12 protein-coding genes, 1 tRNA gene and 1 pseudogene are annotated in these 17,262 nt (G+C 52.1%); 4 read left to right on the top strand and 10 right to left on the bottom strand.

From position 1 onward, the window contains the following. Window positions 1-341: 341 nt before the first annotated feature. From N7326_RS07110 to N7326_RS07085, 6 genes are read right to left on the bottom strand one after another with little or no spacing between them, the layout of a single operon-like run. Window positions 342-650, bottom strand: coding sequence for a Na+/H+ antiporter subunit G (locus tag N7326_RS07110; RefSeq protein ID WP_259158523.1), 309 nt, complete (start codon window positions 648-650; stop codon window positions 342-344). 3 nt (window positions 651-653) lie between these two features. Continuing rightward, window positions 654-920, bottom strand: coding sequence for a cation:proton antiporter (locus tag N7326_RS07105; protein ID WP_259079053.1), 267 nt, complete (start codon window positions 918-920; stop codon window positions 654-656). 7 nt (window positions 921-927) lie between these two features. Continuing rightward, window positions 928-1,326, bottom strand: coding sequence for a monovalent cation/H+ antiporter subunit E (locus N7326_RS07100; RefSeq protein ID WP_259079050.1), 399 nt, complete (start codon window positions 1,324-1,326; stop codon window positions 928-930). 4 nt (window positions 1,327-1,330) lie between these two features. Next, window positions 1,331-2,875, bottom strand: a complete 1,545-nt coding sequence (locus N7326_RS07095) for a monovalent cation/H+ antiporter subunit D family protein (protein ID WP_259289579.1) — start codon at window positions 2,873-2,875, stop codon at window positions 1,331-1,333. Beyond that, complete coding sequence (locus N7326_RS07090; RefSeq protein WP_259079046.1) at window positions 2,875-3,321, bottom strand: cation:proton antiporter subunit C; 447 nt, start codon at window positions 3,319-3,321, stop codon at window positions 2,875-2,877. Before N7326_RS07090 ends, N7326_RS07095 begins: the two co-directional genes overlap by 1 nt. Then, a complete protein-coding gene (locus N7326_RS07085) occupies window positions 3,321-6,329 on the bottom strand; it encodes a DUF4040 family protein (RefSeq protein WP_259079044.1) in 3,009 nt (1,002 codons plus the stop codon). The genes N7326_RS07090 and N7326_RS07085 overlap by 1 nt, the downstream gene beginning before the upstream one ends. Window positions 6,330-6,782: 453 nt before the next feature. On the opposite strand from N7326_RS07085, the gene N7326_RS07080 reads away from it, so the two are divergent. Continuing rightward, on the top strand, window positions 6,783-8,189 hold the full coding sequence (locus tag N7326_RS07080) for a hypothetical protein (protein ID WP_263088354.1): 1,407 nt from the start codon (window positions 6,783-6,785) through the stop codon (window positions 8,187-8,189). Window positions 8,190-8,240: 51 nt separating this feature from the next. Here N7326_RS07080 and N7326_RS07075 read toward each other — a convergent pair whose 3' ends face one another. Both N7326_RS07075 and N7326_RS07070 read right to left on the bottom strand, forming a co-directional pair. Then, on the bottom strand, window positions 8,241-10,211 hold the full coding sequence (locus N7326_RS07075; RefSeq protein ID WP_263088353.1) for an OPT family oligopeptide transporter: 1,971 nt from the start codon (window positions 10,209-10,211) through the stop codon (window positions 8,241-8,243). A gap of 415 nt (window positions 10,212-10,626) precedes the next feature. Then, window positions 10,627-12,150, bottom strand: coding sequence for an adenylate/guanylate cyclase domain-containing protein (locus N7326_RS07070; protein ID WP_259079038.1), 1,524 nt, complete (start codon window positions 12,148-12,150; stop codon window positions 10,627-10,629). A gap of 71 nt (window positions 12,151-12,221) precedes the next feature. On the opposite strand from N7326_RS07070, the gene N7326_RS07065 reads away from it, so the two are divergent. The 3 genes from N7326_RS07065 (at window position 12,222) to N7326_RS07055 (ending at window position 15,672) form a co-directional block, all read left to right on the top strand. Further along, window positions 12,222-13,418, top strand: coding sequence for a DNA polymerase III subunit delta' (locus N7326_RS07065; protein ID WP_263088352.1), 1,197 nt, complete (start codon window positions 12,222-12,224; stop codon window positions 13,416-13,418). Between the two features lie 89 nt (window positions 13,419-13,507). After that, window positions 13,508-13,583 (top strand) — tRNA-Thr (locus N7326_RS07060). Window positions 13,584-15,144: 1,561 nt separating this feature from the next. Further along, window positions 15,145-15,672, top strand: a complete 528-nt coding sequence (locus N7326_RS07055) for a hypothetical protein (RefSeq protein ID WP_263088351.1) — start codon at window positions 15,145-15,147, stop codon at window positions 15,670-15,672. Between the two features lie 583 nt (window positions 15,673-16,255). On the opposite strand, the gene N7326_RS07050 is transcribed toward N7326_RS07055, so the two are convergent. After that, window positions 16,256-16,510 (bottom strand): hypothetical protein, encoded by a 255-nt coding sequence (locus N7326_RS07050; protein ID WP_259079006.1) that lies wholly within the window; start codon window positions 16,508-16,510, stop codon window positions 16,256-16,258. A gap of 504 nt (window positions 16,511-17,014) precedes the next feature. Next, window positions 17,015-17,262, bottom strand: a pseudogene (locus tag N7326_RS07045) (hypothetical protein); the annotation flags it as partial.

Genomic DNA, 17,262 nt, shown 5'->3' with positions numbered 1-17,262 from the left:
CCCTAAGCTCCACCATAAGGGAGAGGGTGTCAAAAGCCTCGAGAGGTTTTCTTCCGTCGCTTAAGCGGATAGGAACGGCAGCGACTCCCTAAGGTAACGGGGGGGGGATCAGGGCCTCATGCGGAGATCGGTAGGCCAAATTGCTACGCAAGCTGCGTATAAACCTAGTGGTAATAACAGAAAAATGCCCGCATAATCAGAAGGTAGTCGCCAGGATGAGAGTCTCTCCATAGTTGCTTCCCCTTGCGATCCTGTGTGGCGGATTGTCAGCTCCCGTATGATTAAGGGATGACAAGAAAAACCCGCCCCATATAGCTGAGGCGGGTCATGGTGGACGATTACTATGAATCTTCGGTGGCAGTTTGATATAAGCTACGGCCCATAATGAAGGAGCCCACCGCCACCACAACTAGGATGGCAATAATAGCTAGGATCCCACGGACAAGATCGCCGAAAACAAAACCTTCACGGTAGAAATTCACCAACAGTTTCGCAATGATCAAGAGCGGGAGACCAATATTAATTCCAGTGGAAAAAAGGTTGGCAGCAGTCATGGGGTCGTAGCGCTTGCGCCAGAGAGCAACGGCAGTGATAAACATTAAGAGCCCTGAGATGAGCACCAAGATGCCGGCAATAGTTTCAATAATCATGGTTTAACGACGCCCCTTTGCGATAATACGAGCCACAGACATCGTGGGGAGAACACCGCCAGCAAGGGCGGCCAGCATTACTACTTCATAGGCGATCTGGGTGTCATGGAACATCGTCCACACCAAGTAAAGCCCGATCATTCCATAGAAGACCACATCGGAGATCACCGCGCGAGAGAACTCGTTGGCGGTGCTCAACATAGCCACCAGCGCAACCATGATGGAAAGAATCATAAGGACGGAGGAAGCAACAGCGAGATAGAAAAACATCGGTGAGTTACACCTGCTTTACGGGGACGGGGGCGGGATATTCCACCTCGGCGGATTCAAGATCGAGGGGAAGATTCTTCACCTTCGGTGACAGCTTCTCCTCCATATGAGCGAGATCGCGCAAAACGGCGCGAGGATCCGAGCCATAAACGGCGTGCACCATGAGGTGACGGGGGCCGGTTACTTGGTCGGGATCTTCGTCGATTAGCGTGATACTCATCGTTGCGGGAGTGATCGTGATGGAGCAGGCAAAGGCCGTAATTTCCCAGTCCTTCGTGACCCGCAACGGATAATAGACCACGCAGGGATCTACCTTTTTACTTCCAGTCAGGGTATCCCAAATCACCACCGAAGTGGCCAGCACCAGCTGCCATAATAGCCACGGAATATAAATAAAAGCATTCATATCTTTACCGTCCTGCCTGCATAAAGGAATCGGAGGCGACCGCAACCGGGGCACCCTTATCGCTGATCAGTACCGCCTGGGCATAAGCCTCAGTATCGAGAAGTTGCGCGGCCGCATCGTGGATCGCGCCCACGAGAGGGCCGGCGAAAATGAACATGGCCAAGGAGATCACCATCATCGACATCGCAGGAGCAATACGCCTAAAAGGTACGCGCAACGTTGAAGGAATACGGGATTTATTCATAACCCCACCCCAAAAGACCTTGCGCCACACGCGCAGCATGGCCAGGAAAGCAGCGAAGGAGGCGATCACCATCACCGCGAGAACGATCCATGCGGCAACCGAACCAGCTTGAGCCACAGCGATCATGATATAGAGTTTGCCCCACAAACCGGAGAAAGGAGGGAAGCCAACAACCGAAAACGCGCCTGCTGCGAAGACCGCGGCCACCAGTGGATCGCGGTGCATAATGCCAGAGAGCTTGCGCAAGGAGTTATTGCCATACGTTTCCTCAATAGCTCCTGCAGTCAAAATCAGCGAGCCCAAAGTGATCATATGGTGCACCATATACAGAATGCCCGCAGCAAGGGCTATGCGTGCTTGGCCAGCGCTAAAGGCGAGAGTGACCAAGATAAAAGGCATTCCATTAACCATCTGATAGGACAGCACTCGGCGCATGGTATTCTCCGCCAAACCAGAGAAGGAACCCACCACCATGCTGGCAACAGCGACCACAATGATGAGAGTGGCCCAACGCTGATCGAGATCGAAGATCACGGTATATATCCGGAAGAGGGCATAGACAGCCACCTTGGTATGCAGACCGGAGAAGAGGGCCATCACACCCGCAGAGGTAGCGGGATAGGTACGCGGCAACCATGTGTGAACAGGGAAGATACCAGCCTTGACCACCAAAGCGATGACAACGATACCCATGGCTACGGTGGCAGGACCATGACCGGCTGCCACACCACGGAGGGCGGCTATATTGACTGTGCCCACAACGCCATAAACCACTGCCACGCCGGCGAGCAGGATGGTAGAGGTTGCTAAGTTCACTAGGACGAATGTGCGCCCCGCTGACAGGCGCGCCCAGGTGCCAGTCATGGCGAGCAGACCATAGGAGGGCAGCAGCATGACTTCGATGAACACGAAGAAGTTGAAGAGATCTGCGGTCAAAAGGGCACCCATCACTCCTGTGAGCAGCATGAGAGACAGTGCATTAAAGAATCGAGCCCGAGTTTCACCAACCACAATCGAGAACCAGTTGGCTACAAACGCCACAATGGAGGTGGTGACAATCATCAGGGCAGAGAATTGATCACCCACAAATGGGATGGCTACGCCGCCAATATAAAGGCCCACAGAATGCGCGATCACGCCGTGGCTAGCGGTCAGCGCATAAAGCCACAATCCGGCTAGGCCGGTGCCCACAGGCACGATGAGCATAAGAGCATCGCGGACTAAGCGCCACGGGATAACCGCGGCCAGACCGACGAATAATAGGGGGATACCCACAAAGAGTGGGAGAGTATACGCGTATTCCATTAAAAATCTTCTCCCTTCGCGCTCTTGGGGCTGCGATAAGGGGCGCGGCGGCGAGTTGCCTGATGCGCCTCGTGGGCGGCCACCTCAGCGGTGGTCGTGGAACGACCGAGAGTTTGCAGCGGCGAATCCTCGTCGCTAATCATCTCGGCCTCGGTATCATCCGTGCGGCCCACGCCAGCAAGAGTGAGCATGAAGGTGGTGGTGGCCATGGCGATCACGATAGCCGTGAGCACAAAAGCCTGGGGGAGAGGGTCAGCGGCGGCGCTGAGATCGGTGATCGACGGGAATGGTTCCCCGCGCCACGCAGTCACGCCAGCCGAGACGATGAGCAGGTTAGTGGCATGGCTAAAAAGCGTCATGCCCAAAATGATGCGCAACATGCCGCGCTGCAGGACCAGGTAGACACCACCTGCGGCAAGGATGGCGATGGTAGCTGAGAGAATCACTACTGCTTCCCTTCTTCCGAGTTGATGGCGTCTTGGTTAATGGCATCCTGGTGCATATCCGTATCAGCTTGCAAGGCAGCCGCCTCCCGGCGCGCTGCTTCTTCGATACGGTGCTGTTCCGGAGCCTCTTCAGCGTGGCGATCTTCAGGATCGAAATCACGGAAGGAATCTGGAACCTTCATGGGCTGCCAGAGAGGGGATTTCTCACGCGTGAAATTCAATTCTTGGTATTCCATGCCCGGGCGCAAATAGCCTCCCAGGGCATTAATAGCCATAGACAGCATGCCGATCACCGCAAGGTACACTCCGACGTCGAAAATGAGCGCCGTGGTGAGGTGCTGATCGCCGATATGGCCGTGAATGGCGTAGAGGAAAGAACCATGGCTAAGGCCAATAAAGCCTGCCACAACCGCGGTAATCACACCCGATGCGGTGAGATACACAGGCATAGCTACAGGGAAAATACGGTGATCGTGGGCATAGCTGATATAGATGAGCATCATGGCACAGCCAGCCACTAAGGCAGCAATAAAGCCACCACCAGGTTGGTTGTGTCCGCGCCAGAAAATGAGCACACTCACGATCAAGAGCACCGGAACCAAAACCTTCAGTAGGGTGCGCAGTGGAATGGAGTTCACGGTTGCCTGGCGGAAAGGCGCAGGGTGGGTACCGGGGTAGAAGGGGTAGCGCGGCATCGACGTCACAACTGCGGCGATTACAACCGCAGCCATGCCTAATACCGATAGTTCTCCTAAGGTATCGAGAGCACGGAACTCCACCAAGATGGTATTGACAACATTATCGCCGCCGGTGATCCCGGGAGCTTCGTTGAGATACCAGAGGCCGATTTCGCTGCGCTCGTGCCGGCCCAAAAGCATATAGGAACCCAAGAAGGTCATGATGCCCATGGCGATAGCAATGGGGGCTCCGAATACTTGCCGACGCTTCTTCGTTGGATGGAATTTATCCGGCTGCTGCCGGATAACCAACATCATGATCACAATGGTCAGTGCCTCAACTAGGAACTGGGTAAGAGCCACATCTGGGGCACCAAGCATGAGCATCTGGAAGGTCACACCAATACCGGCGGTACCCACGAGGAGGACCGCAGTAAGACGCAGGCGGGTCCGCACCAATCCCAGTAAGCTGAGGGCAATAATGAACAAAGGTATGAGATCAATCAGCGAATCGGTGCCCTCAATACGAGGACGAAGAGCCACCGAATCGATACCGCCATTGATGAGTCCCTGAATCGTTACTGCCGAGCCCAAGAGAATGATGAGGCCAAAGACATAGGCCAAATGCCGCGCCGGGGAGAGACGATCAGCCATGGTGCCAAAGATTTTGCCCACGGTGCTGGCCCCTTGATTAAATCGTTGCAGCAGATCATTGCCGCTAAATGGCAGGCTTTCGCGGTGCGTCATAAGCGCCCAGATTGCGTGACGGTAGTACACGCCGATGAAGCTCGCCACTAGAACCACGATGGAGATGATCAGCGGGATATTAATCCCGTGCCACAGGCTTAAATGCAGGTCAGGGGCGGTGCTAATAGTACCTACCGCGGCGGCGATCGGACGATCGAGAGCTGCTACGACTACTACGAGAGGTAGAGAGAGCAGGCCGGGGAGAGCCGCTGGTAGCCATAGGGAAAGCTTTGCTTCTTTGACCGCGCTCATATCTCGCTCGCCATCGATGAAGCCATCGAAGACAATGCGTGCGGAATAAGTAAAGGTGAAGAATGCGCCGATGGCGGCAGCGATGAGAAGCAGTACGACTCCCCAGTTTGCAAAGGGTGCTTCTTCAAAGGCTGCCAACATGCCTTCTTTTGAGATAAAGCCGAAGGTCGGAGGAAGAGCAGCCATGGAGCTCGCAGCAATCACCACTGAGGTGAATGTAAAGGGCAGATTGCGCCAACAGGAGCCGAGACGCTGGGAATCGCGGGTTCCCGTCTGGTGGTCTACCACGCCAATGAGCATAAAGAGGGAAGACTTGAACAGCGCGTGCGCCAAGGTGTGCACCAAAGCCGCAGCCAAAGCAAAGGGTGTACCTACACCGATTGTGGCTACAATCCAGCCGAGGTGGGAGACCGTGGAATAGGCCGTAAGCTTCTTCAGGTCCGTCTTTTGAATAGCAAAGAACGAGGACACAACGGCCGTGGTCATACCGACGATAATGAGCAGATAATTCCACATAAGAACCTCATGGAATACCGCAGAAAAACGCATCAGAACGTAAATGCCGGCCTTAACCACAGCCGCCGCGTGAAGAAATGCCGAAACAGGAGTAGCTGCGGCCATAGCTTCCGGAAGCCAGAAGTGGAAGGGGAGCTGAGCGGATTTTGTAAAAGCAGAAATCGCAATAAGCACCGCCAATACCATGGTCATCGTCGGCTTTTCCGCCCAGAAGGGAGAAGCCAAAATACCTGAGATCGATGTGGTTCCGGCTTGAGTTGCGGCGATGGCCATGGCTACTAGCAGGGTGAGCCCACCGATAAAGGTAAGAATCAGGGTGCGCTGGGAGCCCTTCTCGCCACCGGCGCCGCCGGAGCGGGCGATCAGCATGAAGGAGGCTAGGGACACTAATTCCCAAGCGATAAATAACACAAACGCATCATTGGCGAATACCAGCAGCAAGATCGAGGTCATAAATGCTGTCATGATGGTGTAGAAGCTGGTGTTGCCTTCACCATTAGAAAGGTATCCAGATGAATAAATGAAGACGACTGCACCGATGCACAGCGCAAGCAGTGCGAAGAAAACGCTAAGGGAATCAGCTCGCAACGCTAGGTTAATATCAATGCCGGAACCCAAAAGATTGGGAATCCAAGTATAACTATATTCGAGGGCGTTACCGGAGAAGATGGCATCGAGGTGCGGTACCAAAAGCGCTGCTGCCGCAATAAAAAGGGCAGCGAGCGGCCAGCCGGCACGGCGGTCGAGTATCCTCACCAACACAGGTGCCGCGGCAACGCCTAACGCCGACAGTAGTGGAATAACAATTAAAGACACGAGGCTTAAATCTCACCCCCAAGGTACACCAAGGTACCAAGGAGTTGACACCCCCTTCTAAGATCTCGCGGCCGAAGCGCACTGTCGCCGCAATTATTCATCCACCTAGAGAAACGATTGCGGTATAGCACATCATCTATCGGCTGTGCGGTGCTCTTATATCAGGGTGCCTGCTTTCATTAACTTGAAGGGACTATTTACCAACCGTGTAAACCTTACCAGAGTGCCCTAAAGGTCGTGCTAGTGCGCTATTTTTGTGAATCAAACTACTAGTGACCCACACGCCTTAATACTCTAAAGTGTAATGAACGTAACAGAGCTTGATAGATGGATCTTGCGGGAGTTACTCGGGGGTTCTCAGTGGATCGTAAATAATTCTTGAGTAGATCTTTCAGTAGGATGGACGGTGTGCCTTAGCCACCACCTGCGCTGCCCCCGATACCGTAGAGAACTATGAGCCAGCGTCGTATCTCACAAACCCTCCAGCGTATTATCGCTATCCTCCTCTTAAGCCTCCCCCTCGTGGTCGGAGCGATCTTTACCGTCCTCCAGGGCATTGACCCTGCTGATTCGTGGTCGCGGGGTGAGGAAAAATCAGGAGCCCCGCAAGCCGTCGACGATTCGGCTCTTATCCAAGCCCGACGAGCGGCAGGCGAAGCAAACTCCCAGGCCGGCTTCCTGATAGGCGGCACGAAAGAACTCGTCGATGCCACCGCAGCGATTGACGGCGCCACCGCGGATATAGAGGATCCAATTCGCCGAGCACGGGAAGGCTCCCAACAGCTGAGCCAAGGTTTGGTGGAATTGCAAAATGCCACCGGTAGCCTTGGCGCTGGGGCCACCGACGTTGCTAATGGTGTGGAACAGGCCGTGAACCAGGTGGTCGGCTTTGAAGTAGTGCGCGGGCAAATCATTAGCGCCCTCGATAACTATCTAGCCCAAATCGAGGACTCGAAGGATCCTGAAGTAATAGCTTTAAAAGGCAACCTCAAAGACCTTCGAGAGCGCGCCATGACTTTCCAGATTGACCCAGCTCTCAAAGGTCAGTTGGAAAAATTGCGCGACGGATCGCGAGAGGTAGCTAATCAGCTAGCTGCCCCAGGATTTGCCTATCATGACGGCGTCTATACCGCCACCAAGGGCTCCAAGGAATTAGCCGATGGGCTCGTCCAGTTAGAAAATGGGGCAGGTGAAGCCCTCCAAGCAGTCGAGCAGCTAAAGGGCGGGGCCGCTCGGATTAATGATATGGCCAATCTAACCAAAGATCGCATAGGAGCCGTACAACGCGCTATGCCTATTGCCCCAGTAGGAACTGAGCAGGCAGAGGAGCAGGGTATTACCAAAGCCCTAGCCCCCATGTATGGTTTTCTAATCGCAGCGCTCATCCTGCTCGGCTCCGCGCTTGCTAGCCGCAATCATAGGGTGATAATGGCCTTAACTACAGTTCTGATTTCTCTTGTCGGAGCCATTTCGTTCCATACTCTCACGACCGGAGCCTCCGTGGGAGATAGTGCGATGGTCGCGCTCATCCTCGGCCTCGTTTCCCTGGCATCAATGATGGCTGGGATGGTGCTATCCCGTTACTTTAGCGACGTTGTGGCCCAGATTCTGAGCCTGGTTATAGCAGTCGGGCAGATCGCTGTGGTGGGCTGGGCCTGGCATCTCGCCGCTATCAACGAAACTCACAGTACCTGGATGGCACTGAGTGCGCTATTCCCAGTACACTATCCCACGGCTGCGCTGGTAGCACTTGGAAACTCTGGATCGCAGGCTGCTGTTATTCTCGCGATTGGTGTCTTGATCGGGTTTAACCTTGCTGCGCTGGGCAGCCTATGGATGACAAAGAAGACGCAGGCATAAAAAATCCCCCTCAAGGTACCCGCAGTGTTCTTGAGGGGGATTTTTATCGCTTTAAACTTTCGAACTGAGCATCTTTACATGGCGGTACAAGCCCGCTACAAGGCCAGCGAAGACGATAATACCGATGAGCTTGGTGGCCTCGCCGAAGTCGAAGAGGGCCAGAGGCTCCTCGGAGCCAGTGGCGCCAATGATGCCCGCATTAAGGACACCAAAGAGGGATTCGCCCACAATAAGTCCCGTGGCCAGAAGAGTACCCATGCGTTTGGAGAACTCAGGATTATTTTGTTTATCGGCCCAGTGGTTATAAGCACGACCCAAGAAGGCGCCAATTGGAATAATCAGCGTCAAGGCGATTGGGAGGTACATGCCCATACCCACAGCTAGTGGGGGGAGGGTATAGCGGGCCTGAGTAGTTTTCCGCAAAGTCTCGTCGATAATAATGACAACGACACCGATTAGGGCACCCAGACCGATCCGTGACCAGTCAAGGGAGCTACCTAAGATTCCGTTGGCAACCGACGATAAGAGGGAAGCCTGGGGTGCGGCGAGGGCATTCTCCCCCGCACCTTCCATACCCACAAAGCCGAAGCCAGAGAGCATAAGCTCGAGCACAAGGGGGATTACCAAAGAGCCGAACAGCACACCGATTACTAGGGCTACCTGCTGCTTCCAGGGGGTAGCGCCGACGAGTTGGCCGGTCTTGAGGTCTTGCAAATTGTCGTTGGCAATCGTAGCCATGCCAAAGACCACAGCGGATGTAAAGAGCGTATAGGCCACCAGCGCGAGCGCATTACTATCAGCCTCATCGCCGGTTACGGCCTTAATGAGCAGCGCAGCAGCCAAAACCACGATGATACCGACGCCCGAGATAGGGGAGTTGGAGGCACCGATCAGACCCGCCATATACCCGCAGACCGAAGCCACCAGCAATCCGATGAGCAGGACGAAGAGAATACTCAGCAGCACCAGGGTGGTGGTGTGATGGGCGATCTCGGTGACATTAACGAAGAGATATAAAAGAGCACCGATGGGCAGCATCGAAGCTAAAATAACGCCAACAACGATCTTAAAAGGAATATCGCGCTCAGTAATAGGCACCTCCTGGCCACTATGCCGCAGCTGAGAGGAGGAGATGGATTCCTTGATGCCTTTAATGATGGGGCCGATGATTTTAGCGAGTGTCCACACCGCGGCTACTGCCATGGTGCCAGCACCAATAAAGCGCACTTCGGTACCAAAGGTGGTGCTCACAGCGGTGGCAAGCTCTGTGCCGGAGGTTATACTTGCGGCCGAGAAATATGGCAAAAGGACGCCATAAGAAATCAGGAGCCCCGCAATCATGGCCACACCTACACCAACACCCACTAGGTGGCCCACGCCGATAAGGGCTAGCGAAAAGGAACCGCCGATCATGGTGCCGCCAGCAAAAACCCTAAAAGGATAGGAAACCCCACCAACAACTGCTTTCATGGCTGCTAAGAGAGCAAATCCTGCCGAGGCCAAACCGCCGGCGATGATTACTTTCAATCCCTGCTGGTTTTCAGCTGCAGCCGATCCATCGGCGCTGCTATCGCCAACCTTGAGCACCTCAGCGGCCGCCACTCCTTCGGGATACGGCAGGTCTGAGCCGGTAACGAGAGCGCGGCGCAAAGGAATGGAGTACATCACGCCTAACGTGCCGCCGAGGGCGCAGACGGCGGCGGTGGTGAAATAAGGGAATCCAGACCAGAAACCGATCATGACTAAACCAGGGAGGACGAAGATAATGGCCGAGAGCGTGCCTGCTGCGGAAGCGATAGTCTGGACAATATTATTTTCTACCACCGAGTGATCGGCGAATCGGCGCAGCACAGCCATGGAGATGACGGCAGCTGGGATAGAGGTAGCGAAAGTAATACCAACCTTGAGGCCTAAATAAACATTGGCCGCAGTAAAAATGAGAGTTATAAGACCACCGAGAATGATGGAGCGAATTGTTAATTCGCGGACATCACGAGAGGTCTGTGTATGAGTAAAAGACACGCGTCCGCCTTTCTGCTACCTGAAGTGAGGGTGTGGAAACTGTTGAGAAAACAATCTCCAATTTCGTAGCTGCAAAGGAAAGTGCTGACACCAAGACGCGAGCAAAAACGGTGCTAGTAAATCTCGGAGCGACCTCCATCTTCTTGCGAAAATAAGCCCCAAAATCGGCGATTGATATCGAAAATCCTAAGCTATACCTATCAGATTGTCTATTTGTGTATACATTCACAGATATAAGGACAACGGGTTAATCGGCAGCGACGAGATTGAGCCTTTGGCAGTGCTTGGAGGGTGTTTAGAAATATATCCGCGGCGAGAACACTGTAAACTCTTTGCTGAAAAATGTGACAAACCCTACTATCTCATGATTGTAAGAAGTAGGTATTGCGAGTCGGTATAACGAGGTCACCCGCAACTAGGATCGGTCAGCCAATGTCGGCCTAATTGGGCGCGCTAATTGCGTCATGGCATTGCGCCCGCGCAACTCCACCGATTTCATTAAGGTCCACCGCGCCTGCTCAGCTTCATTGGCTAATCTTAAAGTTGCCGCGTTGGTAATAACCGCTCCAGGGGTATCCTTGGCAATCTCCGTTAGGCGTGCCGCCGCGTTAACAGCATCGCCGATAACGGTGTATTCAAAACGGTTCTGACCTCCAATATGGCCGGCCACTACGGTTCCAGCCGTCACCCCAATACCAGCCTCGAGTCGCATCCCTTTTAAACCTTGACGCAGTTCTCGAGCCGCTTGCAAAGCGTGACCAGCATAATCCGATAAGGCCAAGGGCGCTCCAAAGACCGCGAGTGCAGCGTCGCCCTGAAATTTATTGATAAACCCCTTATTGCGGTGCACCACCTCCACCACATGTTCGAAGAATCGATTTAATTCCTCAACGACCTCTTGGGGATCATTATCTACCGCAAAGGTTGTCGAACCGATAACGTCGACAAAAAGCACCGCCACTTCGCGATTCTCTCCACCTAATTCCGGCCGCTCCTCCAAAGCGCGTCTGGCTACCTCAATACCAACATAGCGGCCAAAAATATCGCGGACTCGTTGACGTTCTTTGAGCCCCCGCATCATTTCGTTAAAGCCCGCCTGTAAGGAACCGATTTCGGAGCCATCATAAATATCTACTTGAACATCCGTATCTCCGTGGCGCACCTTATTAATAGCGGCTTTGAGTTCCACAATTGGATCCACCACGCTCATGATAACCAACGTGGTTCCCAAAAATCCGGCTGTTAATGCCGCAATAGCCAAAGCTGCAATCGCTGGAATAAGAGCATCCAAGCGCCCCAGGAAATACCCATAACGGTGGCCTACTAAAAGCAATAGAATTCCCAATATAGGGATCGCAGAAGTAAGTGCCCACGTCAATCGTAAACGGAATTTAATCGGCGGTTCCAGTGTGGAATCTTCAAAACGACGTGCCATGGCTGCTGCCGCAATCGGGCGCACGATCCGTTCCGATTCCAGGTAGGTAAACATCGCCGCCATGAGCGTGGTAAACAGCATGGAAACTACTAAGACGACAGCTAATTTGGGGGAGGTGCGGGCGGAGAAAAAGCCCATGATCGCCGTTCCTAGCGCCCAAAAAAGCACACAAATAGCAGTTTGATAAAAGGGTATGCGCATGACTAGATTGCGTACCATATTTGGATCGTGGCGATCCGGATCACGCTGCCAGTCAAAGATGGGGCGGAAGAGGATAAAGGTCGCGATCGTTCCTGTGGTGACCGCCGTGATTAGCAGCAAAGACCCAATGGGTTCCATGTGTGGAGCCTGGGCTAAAATATCGAAACTATCCACCGGCAGCAGCACATTAACAAAAGCCATAATGCCTATAGCGGCTAACAGGTTCGAACTAATGATCGTGGCCGTATATAGGGGCCACGAAGTCTTGGCCAGCCAGGACACGAATCCCCACATTTTTTCCATGGCCCTAACTTTAACCGCCTTGAACCCGTGGCACCCAACGAAAAGTTGATAATGCTAATACGCTGGGAAGCGTGACCGACTCTTCAGTACCCGATATCTTTAATCAACTCGGCATTAATGCACGCGTTGCTGAGGAACTATGCCGTGCTGCAGCAGCCGCACGTGCAGGTTCCGCCTCTAGTGCCATGACCCATGCGTGGCTATTTACCGGCCCACCGGGCTCGGGGCGTTCGGTTGCAGCCCTCGCTTTTGCCGCCGCTCTCGAATGCACCGGTCCCGTACCAGGTTGTGGCCGCTGCGAAGCGTGTACAAAAGTGGGGCGCGACGCCCACACCGATGTTGTCCATATTGTCCCGCGTGAACTCTCCATTGGTGTGGAGATGATGCGCCGCGAGGTCATCGAACCAGCAGCAGGGCTTCCCACCGTGGGGCGGTGGCGTATTGTGATTCTTGACGACGCCGACCGGCTGACCGAACAATCCGCCAACGCGCTGCTCAAAACTGTCGAAGAACCACCCGCTCGTACCGTCATCATTTTATGCGCACCGTCGCCTGACGATATTATTCCCACCCTCTTCTCCCGCTCGCGGCATATCTACGTCCCCCAGCCCACCCGCGATGAAGTGGCTGCGATTCTCATACGAGACGGCATCCCTACCGAGGTCGCGCACCTCGCCGCGGCAGCCAGTGGCCACCATATTGGTCGCGCCAGACACTTAGCCCGGGACGAAAAAACCAGAGAACGCAGATACGCGATCCTCAACCTCGCCGAACTCATAGGCCACGGGGATCAAGCTTTCCAAGCAGTGACTGATATCGTAAAAAGCGCGAAAAAATTTGCCATAGATAACCTCGCGCCCGAAAACGAGCGCGAGATTGATAAACTGCGGCTCGCCCTTGGTATGGGAGCCAAAGGAAAAGGGGCGCACAAAGCACTCGGGGGCGCAGCCTCCCACATCAAGGAACTTGAAGCAAAACAAAAGAAGCGTGAAACGCGCGCCATTCGCGATGTGCTGGATATGCAACTAGTAGATCTCATGGGTCTCTACCGCGACGCTTTAATGATCGCCTCTCATTCCCCCATCGATCCCATCCACCCCGATATGGAAGGGCTTGCTAGAGAGCTTTCCGCCATTGGAGTTGAAGGGCTGATCGCTTCGCTCGATGGAATCCAGAAATGCCGTGAGGCTTTTAGCTTCAATGTGCGCCCCGAGGCTGCGCTGGATGCGATGGTGGGGCGACTGAGGATCGCTGCCAAGGTGAGCTAATAAGCGATTTGGAAAATCTGCACAGTTATCATGTAGAATCACCGCGTGGACTAAGAGCTACTTCCCGTTGTGGAAGAGAGCTCGTTTGCGCCGCCTTAGCTCAGTCGGTAGAGCGTTTCACTCGTAATGAAAAGGTCGTGGGTTCGATTCCCACAGGCGGCTCCACTAAATACGCATCCAGATACAAAATTCGGGCGGGAGATAGCCCCCTTGAGGGTCGTATTTTCATTGGAAATACGCGGCGCTCAAAGGTTTTCTTGTGATATAGACGTGGCATTGGTAGTTGTAGCTAATGGATGAGAAGCTGTGAATACTGAAATCAGGGGAGTTCTTGATCCGAACTCGCGAGATTTGTTGAAAATGTTTAGGTATAGATATTCGGACGAAATATTAGACCTTTGAGTTCGATTTGACGTTTGTATCTATTCCTGGGGAAGGCAGTAGTTCGCACTCATCTTGTATGCTCAGCGTGTTGTCGTGGAGTATGTAGAGGAAGCTATCGCGTTTTCAGCCTGGTGAATAGTTCCATGAGGCACTAAGTGCCTTTATACACGACCTCAGTTACGTCGTATTCAACTCGATCAGAGTAGCGCCTACGCCATGGAAGATATCGGTGAGGGGGTCGAGATTCGTAGTGACTGGGTCGAGTGATGCAGGAACTGAAATGGAGTAGTGGGTCAAAATGTCTAGGCTTATTTCAGAGTTACTCGTTAAGTGGATTTAGCCCCATACACTGATGCTATTTTCTATGGTGAAGTTCATATAGCAGTAGAAATTTAGGAACGTGACACAGTTTTGCATCACGTTCGATACTAACGAGAAATACCAAAGCTACGCACTACTGCAGAAAATCTTCACCACGGACCTCCTGCCCAAAACCATCAAGACTAACTAAGGTTAAATACCCCAGTACTACGTCTCAAGTAACCACGAACCTATCATCGACCCTGCCACGTGGGAACTGGGCCGGCACGAGACCGCAAGTCGGGCCGCGCGGGAGTTGGTGTGGACGCAAAGATCTGGCACTCCACCAGCAGACACCGCCGATATATTTGGCGATATAACAATAAATAGGAACACTCCACAGGCTGTGCCACACCTCATCGAAGCGGTAAAAAAATTCAAGACACATTCACTGGTGTCATAACCAGGCTCGCGCCACCACGAAGCCAAGAATCCCCGAACCTGATCATTGCGCAAGCTTGTCACTCCGCGAAGCTAGAGGAATAACTAGCTTCGGAAGCCTTCGTCCGTGACGCGATCCTTACGCACCTAAACCAACTCATAACTATTAATGCCTCCCAACTTCTAGACCAAGACACCTACCAAACAAGATATTGAGAAGTTTTAAGCCGACTATGAACACCACAGTGAATGAAATAAACAGATTTAGTAGACATCCACCACATCTACCAACGCCAACACTGCACAAAACAAGTTCACGTCTACCGCACCAAGTACCCGGTCGTGGACTGCAGTGAGGAAGCCAAGAACACACTCATAGATCTCGCCACCGCCCGCGAAACCGGGAATATCGCCTTCACGCTCAAAGACAGCCGCACTTTGAAATTGTAAGACGATAGTAGTTGCCTTTCAAGAGTTCACTTCGTATAGTAAATATATTAGGCATATAAAACTATTGAGGTAGATAGGGGGAATAATAATCAATACTTACCGAGAGCGATAGCATAAGTTATAAAGAGTGTATATCCAGTTATTAGGAGCAATGATGAGGGACAATTATGGAAACTACATAGGAAATATTGGTAATGGCAATCATATATCTATGGGGCGAAATATAACGAAAATTCAGGAATTGACTAATATTAATGACTTAGCTGAAGAATATGTATTTGCTAATACGCGCTTAAAAGAAGAACGGCGAGATCGACTCTTTAAGAATGGAGTTCTACTTCTTATCTGTTTATTGTTTGTTGTTGGGATAAGCGTTTATCTATGGTTGAATAGAATGCCTAACTTTAGCTTACTGAACTTCGAAAATTATCTATCTGACATGCTAAAACAGTTCTGGCCAGCTTTTCTGGCTGATTTAGCATCTTTCCTTATTGGAGCCCAAGCTGTTGGTAAATTAACGCATCCAACAAATGTAGAAAACAAACTTAAGAAAGTTCGGAATGCTGCTAAGGATCGGGCTAAAGTTATAACCCCAAAAAAGAAATGGAAATCCTCTTGGAAAGGTTCCTGCCGCTCAGCACATGAGAAATACTCCAATGTAGAATATGATGAGAGATAATTTTGGGGGTTTATATAGCAACAATCATTCTATTTGATGCCAAAAGCACACTTTCCATAAGAGTTGTCTTTTTTATAAGATATCCTCAAAACTGCCACATAGTCTAATAAAAGCTAACCGTGTAGCCTTGCGCCCATCCTTGCCAGATTTGCACCAACCTCGAGTCGTGTATCCAGATGAGTCACTAAACAATTACTAGGACACGTATTCAGATATTGCCACATGTAGATAAGCGGCTATTTGGATGGGCGCTTTCGCTTATTGTGGCCAATTAATGTAGCCACGATGGCAGAGTAAAGCTGTATTGACAGGAGTAGGAAGGTCCCTTCAAAAGATGACTTATTCAGGGAGCGACTGTAAAACACCAGAGTGCGCCCAAGTTAAGCTTTCGGATTCTATTACGTAATATCACTGGGGCTAGTGAGGGGTCTTCCTTTGGAGTCGGTAGCCGAAAAACTTTCTCGCATTTGGGTATGTGTTCTTCTGAAGAGACTTTGAATCAGGCGTCTTGGCCTGCAACTATTATTAGATTCGCTGAAAAATGACTCTGCGAATATTGGGTAAACGCCATGCCCAGTGACGCCTATTTTGTTGAGCGACTCACCACAAGCGTAGAAATAGCAGTGAGGGTGATAAATAAAGATACTGTAGCCTCTGAGTTCTGTGACACTGGGCTCAAAAATGGAATATTAAAGGCTAGGAGTGCGTAAGCCAGGAGGAGGGGGAGATCACTATCTTTATCTCCTCCATCGGTGAGACTGGTGCAGATTCGGGCAAATTGCACTCCCGCAAAAATTGCCCCTACAAGATTTGCGGTGAGGCTGATGAAGAAATACATTCTCTTTAGTATATGAGCGTGGGGAAGGTTTCGGTTACTTTACTTTCTACGCTGGAAAGATGAATCACCCGCAAGTGGAAGGTTCCCCTTCCTCGTTCGGTGCTGATCAAACTAATGAGTTCTCTCATGATGGGACGATGAAGGCTGGCTGTAGGTGCGCACCTGTAGGCACCAGAATAATCGGCAGTATCTACCATTCGTAAAAAGGGATTCTTCTGATCCATTTGATAACAGCCAAGGGATGGACAGGTTCCATCCAGTCATATGGGTTTTGAAAAACTCGCTAGAGAGCTGGTTATGTCGAAACCTCATAGCCGAGCGAGAATCGTCGGTGACGAAGAGTTTTGTTGGTACTAAAACGCCTGGCCTCAAGGAGGTGTAAATTACGCGGTTTCACAACTCGTCGGCGCTAGTCGACTGAGCCCGTGTGTATGTTGCTGATACCAATTGGGGTGCGCGAATTTGGGTGATACTTAGGGATCGGAAAATATTTTCTGGTTGGTGTTAGTTGGTGTCCTCGTCTCTGATCCACTCACCGATTACCTTAGGGATCACAACCGGGGGATCACCAAGAAGATCCCGAAGGTTCCCCTCACGCTCAACCGGATTACTAATCCGACGCTTTTGCTTCCGCCCTTGATCCTCACCAGGCTGGGCCTGATTCATCATCGGAACAAACCCACGCCCTTGAGAACCCGACTGAGACGAACCCGCCCCACCGGAGGAATTCAATCCGCGGGAAGTCCCCGACG

The organism is Corynebacterium sp. ES2794-CONJ1 (assembly GCF_025660615.1).
In the GTDB taxonomy this organism is placed as follows: Bacteria; Actinomycetota; Actinomycetes; order Mycobacteriales; family Mycobacteriaceae; genus Corynebacterium.
Note: the sequence above shows the minus strand (reverse complement) of the source record. Positions and strands in the feature narration are given on the sequence as shown.